Source organism: Phaeovulum sp. W22_SRMD_FR3 (assembly GCF_052113705.1).
GTDB lineage: Bacteria > Pseudomonadota > Alphaproteobacteria > Rhodobacterales > Rhodobacteraceae > JBGQOG01.
Genome location: NZ_JBGQOG010000008.1, coordinates 54,057 through 71,849, shown reverse-complemented (window position 1 = coordinate 71,849; position 17,793 = coordinate 54,057). Strand labels below are relative to the sequence as shown.

General features: G+C 64.2%; 16 protein-coding genes. 10 read left to right on the top strand and 6 right to left on the bottom strand.

Features of this window, described 5'->3' with window-relative positions; genetic code table 11:
- The first annotated feature begins 5 nt into the window (after nt 1–5).
- A complete protein-coding gene (locus ACEN2S_RS12265) occupies nt 6–761 on the top strand; it encodes an SDR family NAD(P)-dependent oxidoreductase (protein ID WP_441866442.1) in 756 nt (251 codons plus the stop codon).
- A 94-nt stretch (nt 762–855) separates the two neighbouring features.
- On the opposite strand, the gene ACEN2S_RS12260 is transcribed toward ACEN2S_RS12265, so the two are convergent.
- The 5 genes from ACEN2S_RS12260 to ACEN2S_RS12240 form a co-directional block, all read right to left on the bottom strand.
- Complete coding sequence (locus tag ACEN2S_RS12260; RefSeq protein WP_441866441.1) at nt 856–1,908, bottom strand: ABC transporter ATP-binding protein; 1,053 nt, start codon at nt 1,906–1,908, stop codon at nt 856–858.
- Between the two features lie 3 nt (nt 1,909–1,911).
- Nucleotides 1,912–2,712: an ABC transporter permease gene (locus ACEN2S_RS12255; protein ID WP_441866440.1), complete on the bottom strand. Its 801-nt coding sequence runs from the start codon at nt 2,710–2,712 to the stop codon at nt 1,912–1,914.
- Nucleotides 2,705–3,526 (bottom strand): ABC transporter permease, encoded by an 822-nt coding sequence (locus tag ACEN2S_RS12250; protein ID WP_441866439.1) that lies wholly within the window; start codon nt 3,524–3,526, stop codon nt 2,705–2,707. The genes ACEN2S_RS12255 and ACEN2S_RS12250 overlap by 8 nt, the downstream gene beginning before the upstream one ends.
- Before the next feature lie 76 nt (nt 3,527–3,602).
- Nucleotides 3,603–4,625 carry an ABC transporter substrate-binding protein gene (locus ACEN2S_RS12245; protein ID WP_441866438.1) on the bottom strand — a complete coding sequence of 341 codons (1,023 nt, stop codon included), beginning with the start codon at nt 4,623–4,625 and terminating at the stop codon, nt 3,603–3,605.
- Between the two features lie 114 nt (nt 4,626–4,739).
- Nucleotides 4,740–5,417, bottom strand: coding sequence for a DUF1028 domain-containing protein (locus ACEN2S_RS12240; protein WP_441866437.1), 678 nt, complete (start codon nt 5,415–5,417; stop codon nt 4,740–4,742).
- A gap of 180 nt (nt 5,418–5,597) precedes the next feature.
- Here ACEN2S_RS12240 and ACEN2S_RS12235 point away from each other — a divergent pair, with 180 nt between their 5' ends.
- On the top strand, nt 5,598–6,620 hold the full coding sequence (locus tag ACEN2S_RS12235) for a LacI family DNA-binding transcriptional regulator (RefSeq protein WP_441866436.1): 1,023 nt from the start codon (nt 5,598–5,600) through the stop codon (nt 6,618–6,620).
- A 42-nt stretch (nt 6,621–6,662) separates the two neighbouring features.
- Here the strand turns inward: ACEN2S_RS12235 and ACEN2S_RS12230 are convergent, their stop codons facing one another.
- A complete protein-coding gene (locus ACEN2S_RS12230) occupies nt 6,663–7,676 on the bottom strand; it encodes a sugar-binding transcriptional regulator (RefSeq protein ID WP_441866435.1) in 1,014 nt (337 codons plus the stop codon).
- A 174-nt stretch (nt 7,677–7,850) separates the two neighbouring features.
- Here ACEN2S_RS12230 and ACEN2S_RS12225 point away from each other — a divergent pair, with 174 nt between their 5' ends.
- The 8 genes from ACEN2S_RS12225 (at nt 7,851) to ACEN2S_RS12190 (ending at nt 17,792) form a co-directional block, all read left to right on the top strand.
- On the top strand, nt 7,851–9,191 hold the full coding sequence (locus ACEN2S_RS12225; protein WP_441866434.1) for a sn-glycerol-1-phosphate dehydrogenase: 1,341 nt from the start codon (nt 7,851–7,853) through the stop codon (nt 9,189–9,191).
- Entirely contained in the window at nt 9,191–10,015 is an 825-nt protein-coding gene (locus tag ACEN2S_RS12220) for an HAD-IIB family hydrolase (protein ID WP_441866433.1), read from the top strand. Before ACEN2S_RS12225 ends, ACEN2S_RS12220 begins: the two co-directional genes overlap by 1 nt.
- Nucleotides 10,008–11,543: a glycerol-3-phosphate dehydrogenase gene (gene glpD, locus ACEN2S_RS12215; RefSeq protein WP_441866432.1), complete on the top strand. Its 1,536-nt coding sequence runs from the start codon at nt 10,008–10,010 to the stop codon at nt 11,541–11,543. Before ACEN2S_RS12220 ends, glpD begins: the two co-directional genes overlap by 8 nt.
- A gap of 95 nt (nt 11,544–11,638) precedes the next feature.
- Complete coding sequence (gene xylB, locus ACEN2S_RS12210) at nt 11,639–13,084, top strand: xylulokinase (RefSeq protein WP_441866431.1); 1,446 nt, start codon at nt 11,639–11,641, stop codon at nt 13,082–13,084.
- 85 nt (nt 13,085–13,169) lie between these two features.
- Nucleotides 13,170–14,180 carry a sugar ABC transporter substrate-binding protein gene (locus ACEN2S_RS12205; protein WP_441866430.1) on the top strand — a complete coding sequence of 337 codons (1,011 nt, stop codon included), beginning with the start codon at nt 13,170–13,172 and terminating at the stop codon, nt 14,178–14,180.
- An 83-nt stretch (nt 14,181–14,263) separates the two neighbouring features.
- The gene (locus ACEN2S_RS12200) at nt 14,264–15,781 is read left to right on the top strand and encodes a sugar ABC transporter ATP-binding protein (protein ID WP_441866429.1); all 1,518 of its coding nucleotides are present in this window, start codon (nt 14,264–14,266) and stop codon (nt 15,779–15,781) included.
- Entirely contained in the window at nt 15,778–16,788 is a 1,011-nt protein-coding gene (locus ACEN2S_RS12195; protein WP_441866428.1) for an ABC transporter permease, read from the top strand. Before ACEN2S_RS12200 ends, ACEN2S_RS12195 begins: the two co-directional genes overlap by 4 nt.
- The gene (locus ACEN2S_RS12190; protein ID WP_441866427.1) at nt 16,785–17,792 is read left to right on the top strand and encodes an ABC transporter permease; all 1,008 of its coding nucleotides are present in this window, start codon (nt 16,785–16,787) and stop codon (nt 17,790–17,792) included. The genes ACEN2S_RS12195 and ACEN2S_RS12190 overlap by 4 nt, the downstream gene beginning before the upstream one ends.
- The last annotated feature ends 1 nt before the right edge of the window (nt 17,793 follow it).

Sequence of the window (17,793 nt, the reverse complement as noted above, 5' to 3'; positions counted from 1 at the left end):
ACAGAATGACACAGAACGCACGTATCGCACTCGTCACCGGCGCAAGCCGCGGGATCGGCAAAGCCATCGCCCTCGGTCTGGCCGCGCGCGGTTTTGACCTTGTGCTGAACGATATCGCGGCGCAGGCCACACCCCTCGACGAGACCGCCGCCGAGGCCCGCGCCCATGGCGGCCGGGTCATCGCGCTGCATGCCGATGTCTCGGACAAGGCGCAGGTGCAGGCGATGGTCGCGGCGTCCGTGGCGCAGATGGGCACGCTGCATGCCGTGGTGAACAACGCGGGCATCCTGCGCGCCTCGGATGTGGAGCACTGCCCGGAAGAGTATTGGGACAGGGTGATGGACATCAACGCAAAGGGCACCTTTCTGGTGGTGCAGGCGGTCTTGCCCCTGATGAAGGCACAGAACTACGGGCGCATCTGCAACATCGCCTCCATCGGCGGCAAGCATGGCGCGCCGGAACAGGCGCATTACTCGGCCTCAAAGGCCGCTGTCATGGGCTTTACCCGCGTGCTGGCGCAGGAAGTCGGCCCTTACGGTATCACCGCCAACTGTATCTGCCCGGGCATCATCCTGACCGATATGGGCCGGGTCAATCTGGACGATCCGGCGATCAGCAACGCCTGGAAAGCCAAAACCGCCATGGCGCGCATCGGTGATCCGGAGGATGTGGCGGGGCCGGTCGCTTTCTTCTGCTCGAATGACAGTGCCTTTGTGACCGGCCAAAGCCTCAATGTGGATGGTGGAATCGTGCTGAGCTGAGGGTGGCCCGGGGAGAGAGCCCCGCCACCGCCCGCCGCCATCGTGGAAACCGGGGCCGGGGCGTGTGACGGACACCCCCGGCCAGAGCTTCAGCTCAGGCGGCGAGCAGCCGCACCCTGTCGGGCGCGATGGCCAGCCGCACCCGGTCGCCCACCGCATAGCTGCGGTCCGGGACCGCGAGGCAGCGCATTTCCCCGGCCTCGGTGCGGATCACATAGCGCACCCGCGCCCCCAGATAGATGCGGTTTTCAACCACCCCCGGAATGCCCCCCACACCATCTGCATCGGCGGAGAGCACGATATCCTCCTGCCGCAGGCTGAGATAACCCGCCCCCTGGCGGGCTCCGGTTTCGGCCAGCCGCAGGTGCTGACCGCCCTTGATGCAGGCAAAACTGCCAGAGGGATCGCTGCGTATCTCTGCCTCGATCAGATTGGTCGCCCCGATGAAACTCGCGGCAAAACGGGTGCGGGGCGCGTTATAAAGCTCTGCAGGCTGGCCCTGCTGCTCGATAGAGCCGCCATTGAGCAAGATGACCCGGTCCGACATGCTCAGCGCCTCCTCCTGATCATGCGTCACGAAAATCGTGGTCAGGCCGGTCGCGCGGTGCAGAGTGATCAGCTCTTCCTGCATCCGCTCGCGCATCGCGGCATCAAGGTTGGAAAGCGGCTCGTCCAGAAGCAGCACATCGGGACGCGAGACCACGGCACGGGCCACCGCCACCCGTTGTTGCTGCCCGCCCGACAGTTGCCGGGGCAGGCGGTTGGCCAGATGCGCCAGCCCCACCATTTCAAGGGCGGCCATCGCCTGCGCTCGGCGCTCGGCGGCGGCGCCGATCACCCGCATTTCCAGCGGGAACAGCACATTGCCCAGCACCGTCAGATGCGGGATCAGCGCATAGGACTGAAACACCATGCTGATGTTGCGCTTTTCCGGCGGCAGATGCGTGCAGCTGCGCCCGCCGATGACGATCACGCCGGTGCTGGCGGTTTCCAACCCGGCAATCATCCGCAACAATGTGGTCTTGCCGCAGCCCGAGGGGCCGAGCAGGCTGACGAATTCCCCCGCCTCAATGGCCAGATCAATGCCCTTGATGACTTCGACCGTGCCGTAGGACTTGTGCAGATTGGTGATTTCAACGGCTCGCATGGCTTACTCCGTGACATTCTGAAGACCGATCGCGCGCTCGATCAGCACGATCAGGACAATGGTCAGCCCGATCATCAGGCTCGATACTGCGGCGATGGAGGGGTCGGGACTGAATTCTAGTTGGGTGTAGATCTGGATCGGCAGCGTCACCACCTCGGGCGAGCGCAGAAACAGTGAGACCACGGCTTCGTCAAACGAGATGTTGAAGGCGAAGAACGCCCCTGCCGCGATTCCGGGCAGGCATTGCGGGACGGTCACCCGCCACAGGCTGCGCCAGGGTCCGGCCCCCATGGTCCGTGCCGCTTCCTCCAGAAACGTGTCGGAGGTGGTCAGCACGGCCAGCGTGGTGCGTATGACATAGGGCAGTGCCAGTACCAGATGTCCGATGAAGATGGTCAGCAGGGACGTCGGCCCGATGCTGCGGCTCCAGAGCATCAGCAGGCCAAGGCCCAGAATGATTGAGGGCAGCACGATCGGGGCCAGAAACAGTCCCGAAATCAGGCCAGAGCCGGGCAGCAGGCGCCGGTGCAGGGCAATGGCCGTGCCCGCCCCCAGAACCGCTGCCGCCAAGGTTACGGGCACGGCGATGGCAAGGCTGGTCAGCGCGGCGGCGGTATAGCGCCCTTCGGCCAGAACCCTGATATACCAGCGCAGGCTAAGCCCTTGTGGCGGAAATGAAATATAATCTCCGGCGGTGAAAGAAACGCCGATGACCACCAACAGCGGCGCGATCAGGAAGACAACGGCCAGCACCAGCAATATTGCGGTGGCGACGGCGATCCAGCGGGGGGTTGCTTCAACCATGACGGACCCTCCCGGCCAGCGACCAGGGCAGCATCAGCCCCAGCAGCCCCAGCAGCAAAATAATGGATTGTGCGGCGGCAAACGGCCAGTCGAGCGTCTTGGTTGCCGCCTCATAGATCGAGCCCGCCAGTGTTGGCAGACGCGCGCCACCGAGCAGGGTGGGGGTGACGAAATAGCTGGCCGAGAGCGAGAAGGTCAGCAAAAATCCGGCGACAATTCCCGGCAGCGCGCCCGGCAACACCACCCGGCGCAGGGCCGCGACAAAGCTGCAGCCCATCACACGCGCCGCCTCCTCCAGCCGGGGGTCCAGCCGCTGAAGGACTCCGAGCACGCTGAGCACCATGAACGGCAGCACGATCTGCACCATGCCGACCACGATTGCGGTCTCGGTTTGCATCAGCGAGAAATTGCGCTTCACCAGCCCCAATGCGTAAAGCATGTCGGGAATAACGCCATTGCGGCCAAGAACGACCATCCAGCCAAAGGTGCGCACGACGACGCTGGTCATCAGTGGCAAGATCACCGCGATCAGAAGGATCATCCGCAGCCGCCGGCTGCCGCGCGCCATGACATAGGCCATGGGCACACCGATTGCCGTGCAGACCAGACTGATGATCAGCGAGAGACGGATGGTGCGCAGCCCGATCTTCAGCGAATAGGGATCTGCCAGAAACCGCCACAGATGGGCAGTGGTAAAGCCGTTCTCATCCTGAATGCCGAGGACCAGCATGCCCGCGACCGGCACGACAAAGGCCGCGAGCATGATCGCCAGACCGGGAAGGATAAGGAACAGGGTTTGCGGGATGCGGTTCATCAGGGCCTCATCTGCTGCCGTTCGGGGAAGCTTGGCGACCGCAGGGCCGCCGCGCCGATTGCCTGTGTGATGCGCCTTAGCGGGCGATCATCTGTTTCCAGTCGGCGATCATCTTGGGGGCGATCTCGACCAGCTTGGTGGGGTCAAAGCGAACCAGCTTTTCCAGCCCCTCGCCATGCGCCACTTCCGCGGCAATATCATCGGGCAGTTCGGTGGTGCGGTTGGTCGGCGAATAGCGCATCTCGCGCGCCATCGCGGCCTGCACTTCTGGCGAGAGGCTGAAATCGATCAGCTGATCGGCCAGGTCCTGCTGCGGGCGCCCCGCCACCGCGTTCATCGTGATGTAGAGCGCGGATGAACCCTCGCTCGGCACCACGAATTTCACCGGCAGACCACTTTGGCGGATGACATGCGCGTAATCCTGCGCGAAAGGCGCGATCCAGGCGTCATTTTGCGCGAAATTCTGCTGGATTTCCGGCGAGGAGGTGATGACCACCGAGCCATCAATGATCTCGCTGACCTTGTCGAGGCCGGGCTGCCAGTGGTCCATGTCGCCGCCCCAGACGCGGTTCATCATCATGAAGCTTTGCAGGCCATAGGTGTTTGAGAGATCGGTCAGCACGACATGATCGGCAAAGGCCGGATCCCAGAGGTCTTTCCACGAGCTTGGCACTTTCGGCGCGGTTTCTTCGTTATAGATCAGGCCCATCGCCGTCACCATCGTCACCGGACCCCGACCCTCGGCCAGCCCCTCAAGCGCGAAGGGATAGAGGTCTTTGGCATGTGAGAGCGCTTCGGGGGCAACCGGTGCCAAAAGCCCTTCGCGCGCGGCGAGGATTTCCTGACCGCCGGAGAATTGCACCAGATCGAACTGCGGCGCGTCCTTTTGCGCGCGCAACTGCGCCAACATGTCGGCGGAATAGACGGTGACCACCTGGATCTTGACGTCATGCGCCTTCTCGAAAGGCTCAAAGATCACCTGGCGTTGCACGGCCTCATAGGGGCCGCCATAGGAATTGATGACCAGCGTGGCCTGTTCGGCCGATGCGGCATGCAGGGAGGCTGCCATCACGACGGCCGTGAGGGTGAGTGTTTTCATGGTATCCTCGGTGTTGGAGTGGCGCTGAAAGTAGGCCTGATTGTTTTCATCGACTTTTTGTCGCTTTTGGCTCTGCCCGCCCGGTGCGGCTGCCGCCCCGGGCGGAAAGGATCGTCAGATGTTCATCGGCGCATCGACCGGCTTTTCCATCGTTTCGGGATGAATAACCTGATCGACGAAAACCTGTTGAAAAGGCTTGTAGAAATCCCAAAGACGGCGCAGTTCGGTCAGCGGCTTGTCTTGCCAATCTACCCGCAGATCGACCAGCGGCCATGTCTCTTTATCGGCAATTGTCAGCGAGGCTGCGCCAATTTCCTTGGTCTCGCCGCCCGCCGCAAGTCCCGCATCCACTGCCGCCAGCAGCCGCTCGGCAAAGCCCTGACCGCGGGCGGCCTCATAGGCCTCGACCATGGCGCGGGGCACACCCTCTTGCGCGATGAAATTGCCGGTGGCCACGCATTGTTCGCCGACATAGCCGCCGTTAATGTTGGTGATCTCGGGGCCGCTGTAAAAGGCCACGCGGCCCAGACGGTCCACCGCCGCGAACTGCCGCTCGCCTGGGAAGTCATTGCTTTCGGCCAGAATGCGCACGGTTTCCGCCGCCGAACAGCCTTTGGCCAGAAGGTCGATCCCCAGCGGTCCCGCACGGGTGTCGGTCCGGTGCTGCGTGGCAATACCGCCCACGCCAGCCTGAACCCAAGGGCACCGATTGCCCGCCGCCACGCCGGAAGATCCCATGGCCATGCCAAACATGCCAGTGTCCGGGTCCCGGGCCAGAATTGAGAAGGTCACGTCGATTCCTTTCACATATTTCGGTTATTGTAGCGCTACATATTGAACTGTAGCGCTAAAATTTCACCGTGCAATAGATTTATTTTAGCGCTACATGTTATAGGGAGCCATTCAGGCGCGGCCAAAGGCCATGTGCCTGAACTTCGGGCAGAATGTGAAACGTGAGCGGGGACGGATCAGGTGGAAGACACGCAGAAGATGGCCAAGGGCACGATTCGCATGGCCGATGTGGCCCGCGTGGCGCAGGTGTCGCCGATGACCGTGTCCAACAGCTTTCGCAATCCGCATCTGGTCAACCCCGAGACCCGGCGCAAGGTGCTGGAGACGGCGACGATGCTGGGCTATGTGCCCAATGCGATGGCGGGCAATCTGGCCTCGGGCCAGAGCAAAGTCGTGGCGCTGCTGACCCCTTCGATCCGCTATTCAAGTTTCGCTGACATGATCGAAACCCTAGGCAATCGGCTGGCGGCCGAGGGGTACCACGTGATCATGACTTTACTGGAAGGGGCGGCGCGCGAGGTCGAGACGCTGCGGGCGATGATCGGGCGGCGGGTCGATGGCATCATCATTGCGGGCGAGCTGCAGGACCCTGCGGCGCGCGATCTGATCCGGCAACAGGCCACGCCGCTGGTTGAAACCTGGCATCTGCATCCGGGGCTGGTCGATCTGGCGGTGGGTTTTTCAGAGCATGACGCCAGCCGCGATGCCGTGCGTCACCTCCTCGCATCGGGCCGTCGCCGGATCGGGATGATCGGGCTTGAGCCTGCGGGACATCGGCGGCTGAGCGAGCGGATCAAGGGCTACCGCACGGCGATGGCCGAGGTCGGCGATGCGGGAGAGCGGCTGGTGCTCCTGCCCGCTGACAGCAACGGCTATCAGGCGGGCAGCGAAGGTCTGCGCCGCTTGCTGACGCATTGGCCCGACATGGATGGCATCTTTTGCATGACCGACATTCTGGCCGTCGGGGCTCTGTTTGAATGCCACCGCACCGGCCGCGCGGTGCCGGGGCAGCTGGCGGTGATGGGCTATGGCAATTACGATATTGCCGCCGAAGTGCCCCCGGGACTGAGCACGGTGCAAACGCCCGGCAGTGCCATCGGCGATGCGGCGGCGGGGCTGTTGCTGGACCGGCTGCAGGGCAGGGCCACCGCCGCGCGCCATCAGCAGGTACCCTATCAGCTCATCTGCCGTCACTCGGTCTGAGCAGCGCATCGGCACCTCCCGCGGGGAAGGTTGCGCCGCCGGTTACCGGGTGGCCTTGCAGGCATGTACCAGATTGCGGGCCGTCACCTCATCGGTGACCAGCACATTGGCCAGACGCGCCTTCAACATGCCGCACATCGCATCAACCTTTTCCGGCCCGCCGCCAACACAGATCCGCTCGGGAACCTTCAGCAGGTCGTCAAGCTCCATGGTAATGTGGCGCTCATCAAACTCGCTGCGCACGATATTTCCTTCAACATCAAAGAAATAGCCTGCGGCAAACCCGGCAGCCCCCAAGGCGCGATAGGCCGCCAGTTCGGTCTCGGACATGAACCCACCCTGTACCAGCAACGTCTCGCCGGTCAGCTGCGTCACCCCGAAGATCGACTTGCTGCAATGGCGGAGCAGGTCAAAGTGATTGCGGATCTCGGGCTCGTTCATCAAAATATCTTTGACATGGGCCGAGGAAACCACCCCCGGCGCATGCAGGTTGACGCAGCGCGCCGACAACCGTTCGGCGATGTTCGAGGTGCACAGCACCGGCGAGAAATCAAAGGTTGCCGCGGCACTGCCAGTGACCTGGGTCACCGTGATATTGGGATAGCTGACGGAGCTGAGGTGCTGCGACAGCGCCAACACCGTGCGCCCCCATGCAACGCCGATCGTATCGTCTGCCAGGAGCCGTGCCTCCAGCACCCGTGCGCCCAGATGGCCGATCTCTTGGTGCAATTCTGCGGGATTGCGCGGGTTTGGCAGGACGTAGCATTCCGTCAGGCCACTCAACTCGCACAGTTCCAGCGACAGATCGGCGCGGGCAATGCGCGAGGGATCAATCGAAATGTTCACAATGCCTTCGTCGCGCGCCTTTTGCAGCAGGTTAAAAACCGATGCCCGCGAGATGCCCAGCTGATCGGCGATCAGCTCCTGTTTCTGGCCCTCTTCATAATAGAGCCAGGCCGCCCAGAGCACCTCATCCATCGCAAAGCGTGAGGGGACGTTGCGGCGTCCGCTGACGCGCGCATCTGCGGCGGAATTCTTGTCGCGCTTGTCGGCCATGCCCGCTCCTCAAATGCCGCCTTATTGCGAAGTGATGTCCGACATTCAATCAGAAACCAGCGCAACGCAAGCCTCGTGGCAAATGCCGGTACTGCGTGAATAATGCTATTGACAGATGTCACGACTCTCTGGCAACTTTCAATTCAGGCGGGGGATTTTGCGAGGGAGGAGCAAATGAGCATGTCGCTTTCGGCACAGGCGCGCGGCACGGCGGGCTGGAACACCCTCATTGAGGAGGTCACACAGGGCCGCTGGCGCGATCCCGACACCGGGCATGCGGTCGAAGTTCCGTTCAAACATATTGAGATCGGCGACGGCTTTGCCGCGGCGGCGCGCGACATGGTCGAGGCGGTGATGACTGCGCAAAGCTATGCGGTGGTCTGTGATGCCGATACGGCGGCGGTGATGGGCGCCGATATTGCGCATAAGCTGGCCGGCAAGGGGCGGCTTTTTGTCCTCGACCATCCGCATGCGGATGCAGCCCAGGTGCGGCAGCTGCAGGAACTGACCCGCGATCAGGAAGCGCTGATCGCCGTCGGCTCGGGCAGCATCAATGATCTGTGCAAATATGCCACCTATCTTGACGGGCGCAGCTACAGCGTATTTGGCACGGCGCCTTCGATGAATGGCTACACCTCGTCCACCGCTTCGATCACCCTTGATTCCGGGTTGAAGACCACCCAGAATGCCCATGCGGCCAAGGGCGTTTTCATCGACATCGACGTGTCGTCCAAAGCCCCGCAATATCTGATCGGTGCGGGTCTGGGCGATTCACTCTGCCGCCCGACGGCGCAGGTGGACTGGTATTTCTCGCATATATTGCTCGGCACGCGCTATGCGACCGCCCCCTATCTGCTGCAAGAGGCGGATGAGGCAGAGGTGCTGCGCCGCACAGGCGACCTGGGCCGGGGTGAGCATGGTTCCATCGGCTATCTGCAGCGGTTGCTGACACTGGGCGGGCTGGGCATCGCCGTGGTGGGCATGAGCCATCCGGGCTCGATGGGCGAGCATCAGATCTCGCATTGGATCGACAGTTTCGCGGGCGCGCGGCATCCGGGCACGGTGCATGGTCAACAGGTGGGGGTGGCCTCCATCACCATGGCCCGGTTGCAAGACTGGCTGTTGTCGCGCGAGGAGGCACCGCGCATCCGCGGTTGGAAGCCCGATGAGGCGGCAATCCGGGCGCGCTATCCGGCGGCGGCGGTGGACGATTGCCTCAGGGCCTCGCGCGCCAAGGCGATGGATACCGACAAAGCCGCCGCCTTCAACCAGCACCTGGCCGACATCTGGCCTGAGCTGCGCCAGACCCTGCGCGCGATGATGTTGCCGCCCGAGGAGATGGCGGCCCATCTGCGCGCGGCGGGCGGTGGCGCCACCCATGACGAGATCGGGCTGGAGCGTGATCTCTATGTCGATGCCCTGCGCCATTGCCGCGAGATGCGCGACCGCTATTCGCTGCTCGATCTGGCGGATGACATGGGCGTTTTGAATGATTTCATCGAGGAGTGCGTCTGATGCGCCCGCTGAGTGAGCTGGATGACGGCCAACTGGCCCGCTGCGTTGCAGTGCTGACCGATATTGACGACACGCTGACCACCGACGGGCAATTGCCCGCCGCCGCCTATGCCGCGCTGGAGCGGCTGGCCGAGGCGGGCTTGGCGGTGGTGCCGATCACCGGGCGGCCTGCGGGCTGGTGCGATATGATTGCCCGACTCTGGCCGGTGGCCGGGATCGTCGGCGAGAACGGGGCCTTTTATTTCTCCTATGATCGCAGCGCCCGGGTGATGCGGCAAAAGTTCTTTGCCAGCCCGGAAGAGCGGCGCACGAACCGCGCCCGGTTGGATGCCTTGCGTGAAAAGATCCTGCATGACGTGCCGGGGGCGGGCATCGCCTCGGATCAGCTCTACCGTGAGGCCGATCTGGCGATCGATTTCTGCGAAGACGTGCCGGCCTTGCCCGACGATCAGGTGCAGCGGATTCTGGACATTTTTACGGATGCCGGGGCGGTGGCGAAACTCTCGTCGATCCATGTGAACGGCTGGTTTGGCAGCTATGACAAGCTGTCGATGACCCGCGTCTTTGCCGCCGATATTCTGGGGCTGGATCTCGACGCCGACCGCGCGCAGGTGGTCTTTGCCGGCGACAGCCCGAATGACGGGCCGATGTTCGGCTTTTTTCCGAATTCCTGCGGCGTTGCCAATGTGCGCGACTTTGCACCGGGCAGTTTCACGCCGCCCGCCTTTGTCGCCCCTTCCGAAGGCGGTGCGGGCTTTGTCGAAATCGCCGAGCGGATCCTGAGCGCGCGGCATGTGCCGCTGCGGGAGCACGCCCATGTCTGAGCAGATCTTTGACCTCGCGATCATCGGCGGGGGGATCAATGGCTGCGGCATTGCCCGTGACGCCGTGGGGCGCGGCTATTCCGTTTGTCTGTGCGAACAAGGCGATATGGGGGGCGCGACCTCCTCGGCCTCGACCAAACTCCTGCATGGCGGGCTGCGCTATCTGGAACATTGCGAATTCCGGCTGGTGCGCGAGGCGCTGATCGAGCGCGAGGTGTTGTGGAACATCGCGCCGCATATCGTGCGCCCGCTGCGCTTCGTGCTGCCGCATTCCAAGGGGATGCGCCCGGCCTGGCTTTTGCGGTTGGGGCTGTTCATCTATGACCATCTGGGGGGCCGCAAATTGCTGCCCGGCACCGCGCGGGTCAATCTGAAAAGCGGACCGCTGGGGGCAGGGCTGCGGGCGGATCTGCACCGGGGCTATGAATATTCCGACTGTTGGGTCGAGGATAACCGGCTGGTGATCCTGAACGCGATGGATGCGCAGGAACGCGGCGCGGTTATCCATGCCCGCACCCGCTGCACCCGGGCCGAGCCACATCCGGAGGGTGGCTGGCGCGTGACCATGCAGCACCGGGAAACCGGGCGCAGGCAGATCATCCGGGCCCGGATGTTGATTAATGCGGCGGGCCCTTGGGCCAATGACGTCGCCCGCGACATTGCCAAACGCCCGCCAAAGGGGCGGGTGCGGCAGGTGCAGGGCTCGCATATCGTGGTGCCGAAACTCTATGACCACGACCGCTGCTTCATCTTTCAAAACACCGACGGGCGGATTGTCTTCACCATTCCCTATGAGGACCGCTTCACCCTGATCGGCACCACCGACCGCGACTATCCGGGCGACCCGGCAGAGGTGGCGGCCTCGGCGGAAGAGATCGCCTATCTGTGCGCGCTGGCCTCGGCCAATTTCAAACGCCCCGTCACCCCCGCCGATGTGGTCTGGACCTACAGCGGCGTGCGCCCGCTCTATGACGATGGCAGCTCAAAGGCGCAGGCCGCCACCCGCGATTATGTGCTCGAGGTGGACAGCCGCGCCCAAGCGCCGATCCTGTCGGTGTTTGGCGGCAAGATCACCACCTACCGTCGGCTGGCGGAATCCGCGCTGGAGCGGATCGGGGCCTGTCTGGGCGACCCGCAGGGCGGGCTGAAACTGCCCGCGGGATGGACCGGCACCAAGGTCTTGCCGGGGGGCGATTTCGCGCCGCAGGAGTTTGGCCCCGAGGTGGCGGCGCTGAAGCGTGCCTATGACTTCCTGTCGGATGCCGAGGCGCGGCGGTTCGTGCGCTTTTACGGCACCCGCGCCCGGCAGGTGCTGGGTGATGCGCAGCAACGGGCAGATCTGGGACAAGATTTCGGGGCCGGGCTGAGCGCGCGCGAGCTGGATTACATGCGGGCGCAGGAATGGGCCGCGACGGCGCAGGATGTCCTGTTCCACCGCTCAAAGCTGGGGCTGCGGCTCAGCCCGGCGCAAATCGCCGCCGTTGAACGCCACATGGAGGCGCCGATCGCCACACGACAAAGCGCCTGACCGCATCTCTGCGGTGACAAACGGGGAAGAGGAGCCCCGTGGCGCTGTGTCGATTTCATCCGCTTGAGGCGGCGGAGACAGAGGGAGGAGGAAGGATGTTTCTGGGCATAGATCTCGGAACTTCAGGGGTGAAGTCTGTCCTGATTGACGCCGGGCAGGCGCTGATCGCCGAGGTGTCCTCGCGGCCGCTGGTCGTGACGCGGGCGCATCCCGGCTGGTCTGAACAAGACCCCGCCCTGTGGTGGGAGGCGGTGACCGAAACGCTCGACGCTTTGGCGGCCAGCCATCCCGCCGCGCTGGCGGCGGTGGAGGGGATCGGGCTCTCGGGTCAAATGTACGGTGCGACGGTGCTTGATGCGGCCGACCGTCCTCTGCGTCCGGCGATCCTGTGGAACGACACCCGCAGCACGCCGGAATGCGCCGAACTGTTGGACGGCGTGCCCGATCTGATCCGCCATGTCGGGCGCAAACCGACACCAGGCGTCACCGCGGCCAAAATCCTGTGGCTGCGGCGACATGAGCGGCAGATCTACGACGCGATCCACAGCGTGTTGCTGCCCAAGGATTACATCCGCCTGCTGCTGACCGGCGAAAAGGTCAGCGATATGGCGGATGCCAGCGGCACGATGTGGCTCGATCTGGCCGCCCGCGACTGGTCCGACCCGATGCTGGGCGCCTGTGGGCTTGACCGCCGCCAGATGCCGCAGCTGATCGAGGGCACGGCGGTCTCCGGTCGGCTTCAGCCTGAGCTGGCGGCGCGTTGGGGCATGCGGCGGCATCCGGTGGTGGCGGGTGGCGGCGGCGACAATGCCTGCGGTGCCTGCGGCACTGGGGTGACGGAGGAGGGCGAAGGCACAGTATCGCTCGGCACCTCGGGCGTGTTGTTTGTGGCCAATGACAGCCCACGCCGCGCCACCGGCCATGCGATTGAGACCCTCTGTCATGCGGTGCCCGGGCGCTGGCACCAGATGTCGGTCATCCTCTCGGCGACCTCGTGTCTGACATGGCTTGCGGCCCGGCTCAAACGCAGCCCGGCGGATCTGGTGCAAGAGCTGGGCACCGCGCCGCGCGCCGCCGGTGATCTGACCTTTGTGCCTTTTCTGGATGGCTGCTGGTCACCGCGTTCGGATGCGCGGATGCGGGGTGGCTTTGTCGGCCTGGCGCATCAGCACGATGATGCGGCGATGACGCAGGCGGTGATGGAAGGCGTCGCCTTTGCGATGCGCGAATGCGCCGATGCCTTTCGCGCAAGTGGCACCGAGTTGCGCCGCCTGCTGGCGATTGGCGGCGGGTCGCAGTCGGATCTGTGGCTTTCGATGCTGGCGACCACTTTGGGGATCGAGCTGGATGTCCCGCGCGGCAGCGCCCTGGGTGCCGCCTTTGGCGCGGCGCGGCTGGGCATGATCGCGGCGACCAATACGCCGCTCGCCAGTGTGCTCCGCCGCCCCGAATTGCGCGGGGCGATCGGTCCTTCGGCAGCCCATGCCGACAGCTACGCCGCGGCCTTCGACCGCTGGCAAGGCGCGGTTGCGCGCTGCTGAACGCTTTGCCCACCGCCCCGGAGGAGGGGGAGGCGGGCGACAAAGACCGACCCGGAAAGGGCGGTTCAACAGTGGAGGAAAGACAATGACCAACGACATGACCCAGAACGGGCTGAACCGCCGCATGTTCATGGCAGGCACGGCTGCCTTGGCCGCGAGCGCCGCGCTCTGGCCTCAGGAGATGCGCGCACAGGCTGCGGGGCGTAAATTCGCCGCCGCGCTGGGGTGGACCACCTATGATTCCGGCCGCCATCTGCAAGACGGCTTCAACGCCGCCGTAAAAGAACTGGGCGGTGAGCTGACGATGACCGACGCGGGCTTTGACGCCCGGGTGCAATCGGATCAGATCGACTCGCTCGTGGCATCAAAACCCGAGGCTTTGTTCATCACCCCGGCCGATGCGGTGGCGATTGCCCCGGCGGTGCAACGCGCGATCGCGGCAGGCATCCCGGTCTTTTGTGCCGACAGCGCCGTGCCGGGCGCAGACGTCTCCACCACCGCCATGTCGAACAATTTCGGCATGGGCCAGTATTCCTGCGAATACATCTGCAAAGCGCTGAACGGCAAAGGTAAAATCGCCCGCGTGATGCTGCCGCAAAATGAAAGTTGGGATCAGCGGACGCTGGGCATGGAATGGGCGCTGCGCCGCTACCCCGATATTGAGGTGGTGACGGAATGGGCCTTTGCGCTGGCGGGCAATGTGTCGCCCCGGCAAGCGGTGGACAATATCCTGACCTCGAACCCCGATGTGGATGCGGTCTGGTGCGCCTGGGACGGGGCGGCGGTCGAGGGCACGCTGGCGGCACGCGCCGCAGGGCGCAACAACCTGATCCTGACCGGGATCGACGGCGGCTCGCAGGCCTTCAACTACATCGCCTCCGAGACGCCGCTGAAACTGTCGATGGCGCAGAGCTTTTATGAGATGGCCTATCTCGATGTCTTCTACGCGCATGAACTCTTGGCCGGCCGCAAGACGCCGCGTCTGGTCATCACCCCGACCTATGCCGTCACGCCGGACATGCTGCAAAACGGCATTCCGGATAATTTCGACGTCCCCGGCGAGGCCGAGAAACTGGGCTGGGTCCGCGCCCTCTGAAGCAGGGTAACTGATCGGTGGGGGGTGGGGCAGTCCACCCTCCGCATCCCTCTCATGCCGCAACCAATTCAGGAGATGAAAGCATGGTGACGCCCGTTCTGACCGCCTCCGGGGTCTGCAAGCGCTTTGGCCCGGTTCAGGCCCTGCGCGACGTCGATTTTCACCTTGAACCGGGAGAGGTGCATGCCCTGCTGGGGATCAATGGTGCGGGAAAGTCAACCTTTATCAAGATCTTGTCGGGGGTGATCCAAAAGGACAGCGGCACGATCACCATCGGCGGGGACGCCGTGCATTTTCGATCCCCCGAGGATGCGATTGGCGCGGGCATTGCCACCGTACAGCAGCATCCCGAACTGGTGCCGGATATGAGTGGGCTGGAGAACATCTTTCTGGGGCGCGAGACCATGGCGCGCGGCCTGCTCGGCCGGATCGACCGCGCGGCGCTTGAGGCCCGCGCCTCGGCGCTGCTCGCGCGCTTTGCCGTGCCCATCGACCTCGCTCAGGAGGTGGGCCAGATGTCGGCGGTCGAACGGGAATCGGTGGCGATCTTGCAGGCGATTGCCGTCGATGGCATCCGCGTGCTGATCCTGGACGAGCCGACCTCAACCTTGACCGATGTCGAGCGCGAGGATCTCTTTGCGCTGATGAACCAGCTGCGCAGCCGTGGCATCGCCATCATCTACATCACGCATCAGCTTGAGGAAGTCTTTGCAATTGCAGACAGTTTCTCGGTGTTTCGCGGGGGCACCTGTGTGGCGCGGATGACCGTGCCCGACGCGCGCCACTCGGGCGTGTCGCTGGCGGATCTGATGCTGGGGGAGGCGATGGGCGATATCTTTCCGCCCAAGGCCGATCCGGCATCGCGGGGCGAGGCCTTGCTGGATCTGCGCGGTCTGAGCCTGGCGCAGGGGTTTGAAGACGTGTCCTTCAGCGCCCATCGCGGGGAAATTCTGGGCATCTTTGGTCTGGTGGGGTCGGGCTGTGATGAGCTGGCCAAATCAATCTTTGGCGTCGACCCACCCGAGCGGGGCGAGATCCGCGTGCAGGGCAAGGTGGTCCGCCTGCGCACACCGCGCGCGGCGCTGGATGCGGGCATTTTCCTCGTACCGGGCGATCGGCGGACCGAGGGGCTGGCACTGTCCCGGCACGCGCTGTTCAACGTGCCGATGGCCAATTTGCGCCGCGCAGCCGGGGGCCGCTGGAGCCTGCGCGGGCGGCGGCTGCGGCAAGAGACGCAGCGACTGGCCGAACAGGTTGCGCTGCATCCGCCGCATCTGAACACGCCCGCCGCCAGCTTTTCAGGCGGCAATCAGCAAAAGATCGTGCTGGCCAAAGGGCTCTATAGCGAGGCGGATATCTACATTTTCGTCGAGCCGACCGTGGGCGTCGACATTGGCGCGCGGGCAAAGATTTACGCCCTGATGCGCGCCCTGTCGCGCGAGGCGGCGGTGATCGTCATCTCCAGCGATTGCGACGAGGTGCATGGCGTCGCCGACCGCACCATCGCGCTGCACAAAGGGCGGCAGGTCGCGCCGGCATCGGGCGCTTTCACGCGCGATGCGCTGTTGATGGCGGGTATCATGGGGGAGGGCGCGCGATGAGCGGCTGGCGGGAATGGACGCGTCATTCGGCGCGGGGAGTTGGATTTGTGGTCCTTGTGCTGCTCGTCGGCGCGGTGTTTGGCCTGATCGAGCCGCGCTTTCTCAGCGCGGCCAGCCTGAATGGGATCGCCCGGCACATGGCGGCCAATGGTCTGGCAGCGCTGGGGCTGACCTTCGTGGTGATCGTGCGCAAATTCGATCTCTCGATCGCCGGTGTCGCGGCCTTTGCGGCGATGTCGATGGGGGCGATGATTGCCGCCGGGCTGCCGCTGTGGCTGGTGGTGGTGGCGGGGCTGGCGCTGGGGGCGGTGATCGGTGCCATATCGGGCATTGCCATCAGCCGCTTTGGCCTGCCCGATATCGTGACAACCATCGCCCTGGGGTCGGTGGGGGCAGGGCTTGCCTTTGTCTACACCGGCGGGCGCTCGATCTTTCAGAACTTCTTCACCAGTGGCATCACCGATCTGAATGACGCGCGGCTTTTGGGACTTGGGGTGTCGCTCTGGCTTTTGGTGGCGATTTACGCACTGGCCTGGTTCGTGCTCGACCGGACCCGTACCGGTCTCGCGTTTTACGCCACCGGCGAAAATCCCCGAGCGGCGCATTTCTCGGGCATCGCGACCCGTCGGTTTGTCGCTCTGGCCTATGTTCTGTGCGCAATGTGCACCGTGCTGGCGGTGCTGCTGATCCTGGCGGAATCCGGCACGGCCGAGACCAACAAGGGTGCCAATCTGATGATGCCCGCCTATGCGGGGGTGTTCCTTGGGGCGGCAATCATGGGGGGCACCTCGGTGGTGGCCAGCTTCGGGGGGATCTTGCTGATCACCATGCTGCTGGACGGCTTCGCGCTGATGGGTGTGCCTTATTACTACAGCGATGGCGTGGTCAGCCTGATCCTGCTGATCGGCGTTCTCGCCTTTTCGGACAGCGCACGTGGCTTTTTGGGCGGGCTTCGCATCCTGTGGCCTCGTAAATCCCCGCGCAGCATCAAAGGAGGCAGGGCATGACCATGACCTATGAAGAGAAATCGATGCCGCCATCGCGCGGGCGGGGCAGGCTGGCCCGGCTGACAACCGATCTGTGGCTGGTTGTGGCGGTGATCGTGGTGACGCTGGCCATTGCCAGTCAGCGCCCGCAACTGCTCGAGCCGACCAATATCGCCACCGTGCTCAAATCATTTTCGATCATGGTAGTGATGGTGCTGGGCCTGACCTGGGTCATTGCCTCGGGCAAGATTGACGTGAGCTTCATGCAGGTGGCGGCATTGGCAAACATGCTCTGTGCCTCGGCCTTGGCGCAGGGCTGGAGCTGGCCGGGGGCGATTGCCCTGTCGCTTGCGGCGGGGGTCGTGGTCGGGCTGATCAATGGCTGGCTGGTGGCCGCCATGCGGCTGCCCGCGCTGATCGTCACCATCTCAACGGCGGGGATCTGCGCTTCGGTGGCGGCGGCCTTGGGCAAGGGCACCGTGGTCCGTATCGCGGATCCGGGCCCCTTTTCCGCCCTGCTGCAGCCCGCCTTGGGGGGCGCGGTGCCGCTGATTGTGCTGCCGGTGCTGGTGATCGCAGCCCTGGCCTGGTTTGTGCAGGAGCGGCTGACCTTCGGGCGCTATATCTATGCGATGGCGCAGAACGAAGCCGCGGTGCGGTCGGTCGGGGTGCCGGTGGTGCGGCTGACGGTCATTCTGTTTGCCCTCTCGGGGCTGAGCGCGGCCTTCGCCGGAATCTTGCTCGCCTCCAGCCTGTCGTCGGGGCAGCCGATGATCGGCGGACCCTATCTGATCAATGGGCTGACCGTGGTGTTGCTGGGCGGCATGATGGTGCGGGTGGGCAAGCCCAACATCCTGGGTACGCTGACCGCGACCCTGTTCATCGGCGTTCTGTTCAGTGGCACCACCTTGCTGGGCCTGCCGGACTTTCAACGTCAGATTATTCAGGGTGGGCTGCTGCTGACGGGGCTGATCGTGGCCACATTTGCCGCGCGCCACCCCGGCACACGCAGGACGGAGCACTGAC

Bases quoted from the DNA above. Each gene is read 5' to 3' on its own strand.
- ACEN2S_RS12265 (WP_441866442.1), top strand. From the start codon at position 6: ATGACACAGAACGCACGTATCGCACTCGTCACCGGCGCAAGCCGCGGG.
- ACEN2S_RS12260 (WP_441866441.1), bottom strand. From the start codon at position 1,908: ATGCGAGCCGTTGAAATCACCAATCTGCACAAGTCCTACGGCACGGTC.
- ACEN2S_RS12255 (WP_441866440.1), bottom strand. From the start codon at position 2,712: ATGGTTGAAGCAACCCCCCGCTGGATCGCCGTCGCCACCGCAATATTG.
- ACEN2S_RS12250 (WP_441866439.1), bottom strand. From the start codon at position 3,526: ATGAACCGCATCCCGCAAACCCTGTTCCTTATCCTTCCCGGTCTGGCG.
- ACEN2S_RS12245 (WP_441866438.1), bottom strand. From the start codon at position 4,625: ATGAAAACACTCACCCTCACGGCCGTCGTGATGGCAGCCTCCCTGCAT.
- ACEN2S_RS12230 (WP_441866435.1), bottom strand. From the start codon at position 7,676: ATGGCCGACAAGCGCGACAAGAATTCCGCCGCAGATGCGCGCGTCAGC.
- ACEN2S_RS12225 (WP_441866434.1), top strand. From the start codon at position 7,851: ATGAGCATGTCGCTTTCGGCACAGGCGCGCGGCACGGCGGGCTGGAAC.
- ACEN2S_RS12220 (WP_441866433.1), top strand. From the start codon at position 9,191: ATGCGCCCGCTGAGTGAGCTGGATGACGGCCAACTGGCCCGCTGCGTT.
- glpD (WP_441866432.1), top strand. From the start codon at position 10,008: ATGTCTGAGCAGATCTTTGACCTCGCGATCATCGGCGGGGGGATCAAT.
- xylB (WP_441866431.1), top strand. From the start codon at position 11,639: ATGTTTCTGGGCATAGATCTCGGAACTTCAGGGGTGAAGTCTGTCCTG.
- ACEN2S_RS12205 (WP_441866430.1), top strand. From the start codon at position 13,170: ATGACCAACGACATGACCCAGAACGGGCTGAACCGCCGCATGTTCATG.
- ACEN2S_RS12200 (WP_441866429.1), top strand. From the start codon at position 14,264: ATGGTGACGCCCGTTCTGACCGCCTCCGGGGTCTGCAAGCGCTTTGGC.
- ACEN2S_RS12195 (WP_441866428.1), top strand. From the start codon at position 15,778: ATGAGCGGCTGGCGGGAATGGACGCGTCATTCGGCGCGGGGAGTTGGA.
- ACEN2S_RS12190 (WP_441866427.1), top strand. From the start codon at position 16,785: ATGACCATGACCTATGAAGAGAAATCGATGCCGCCATCGCGCGGGCGG.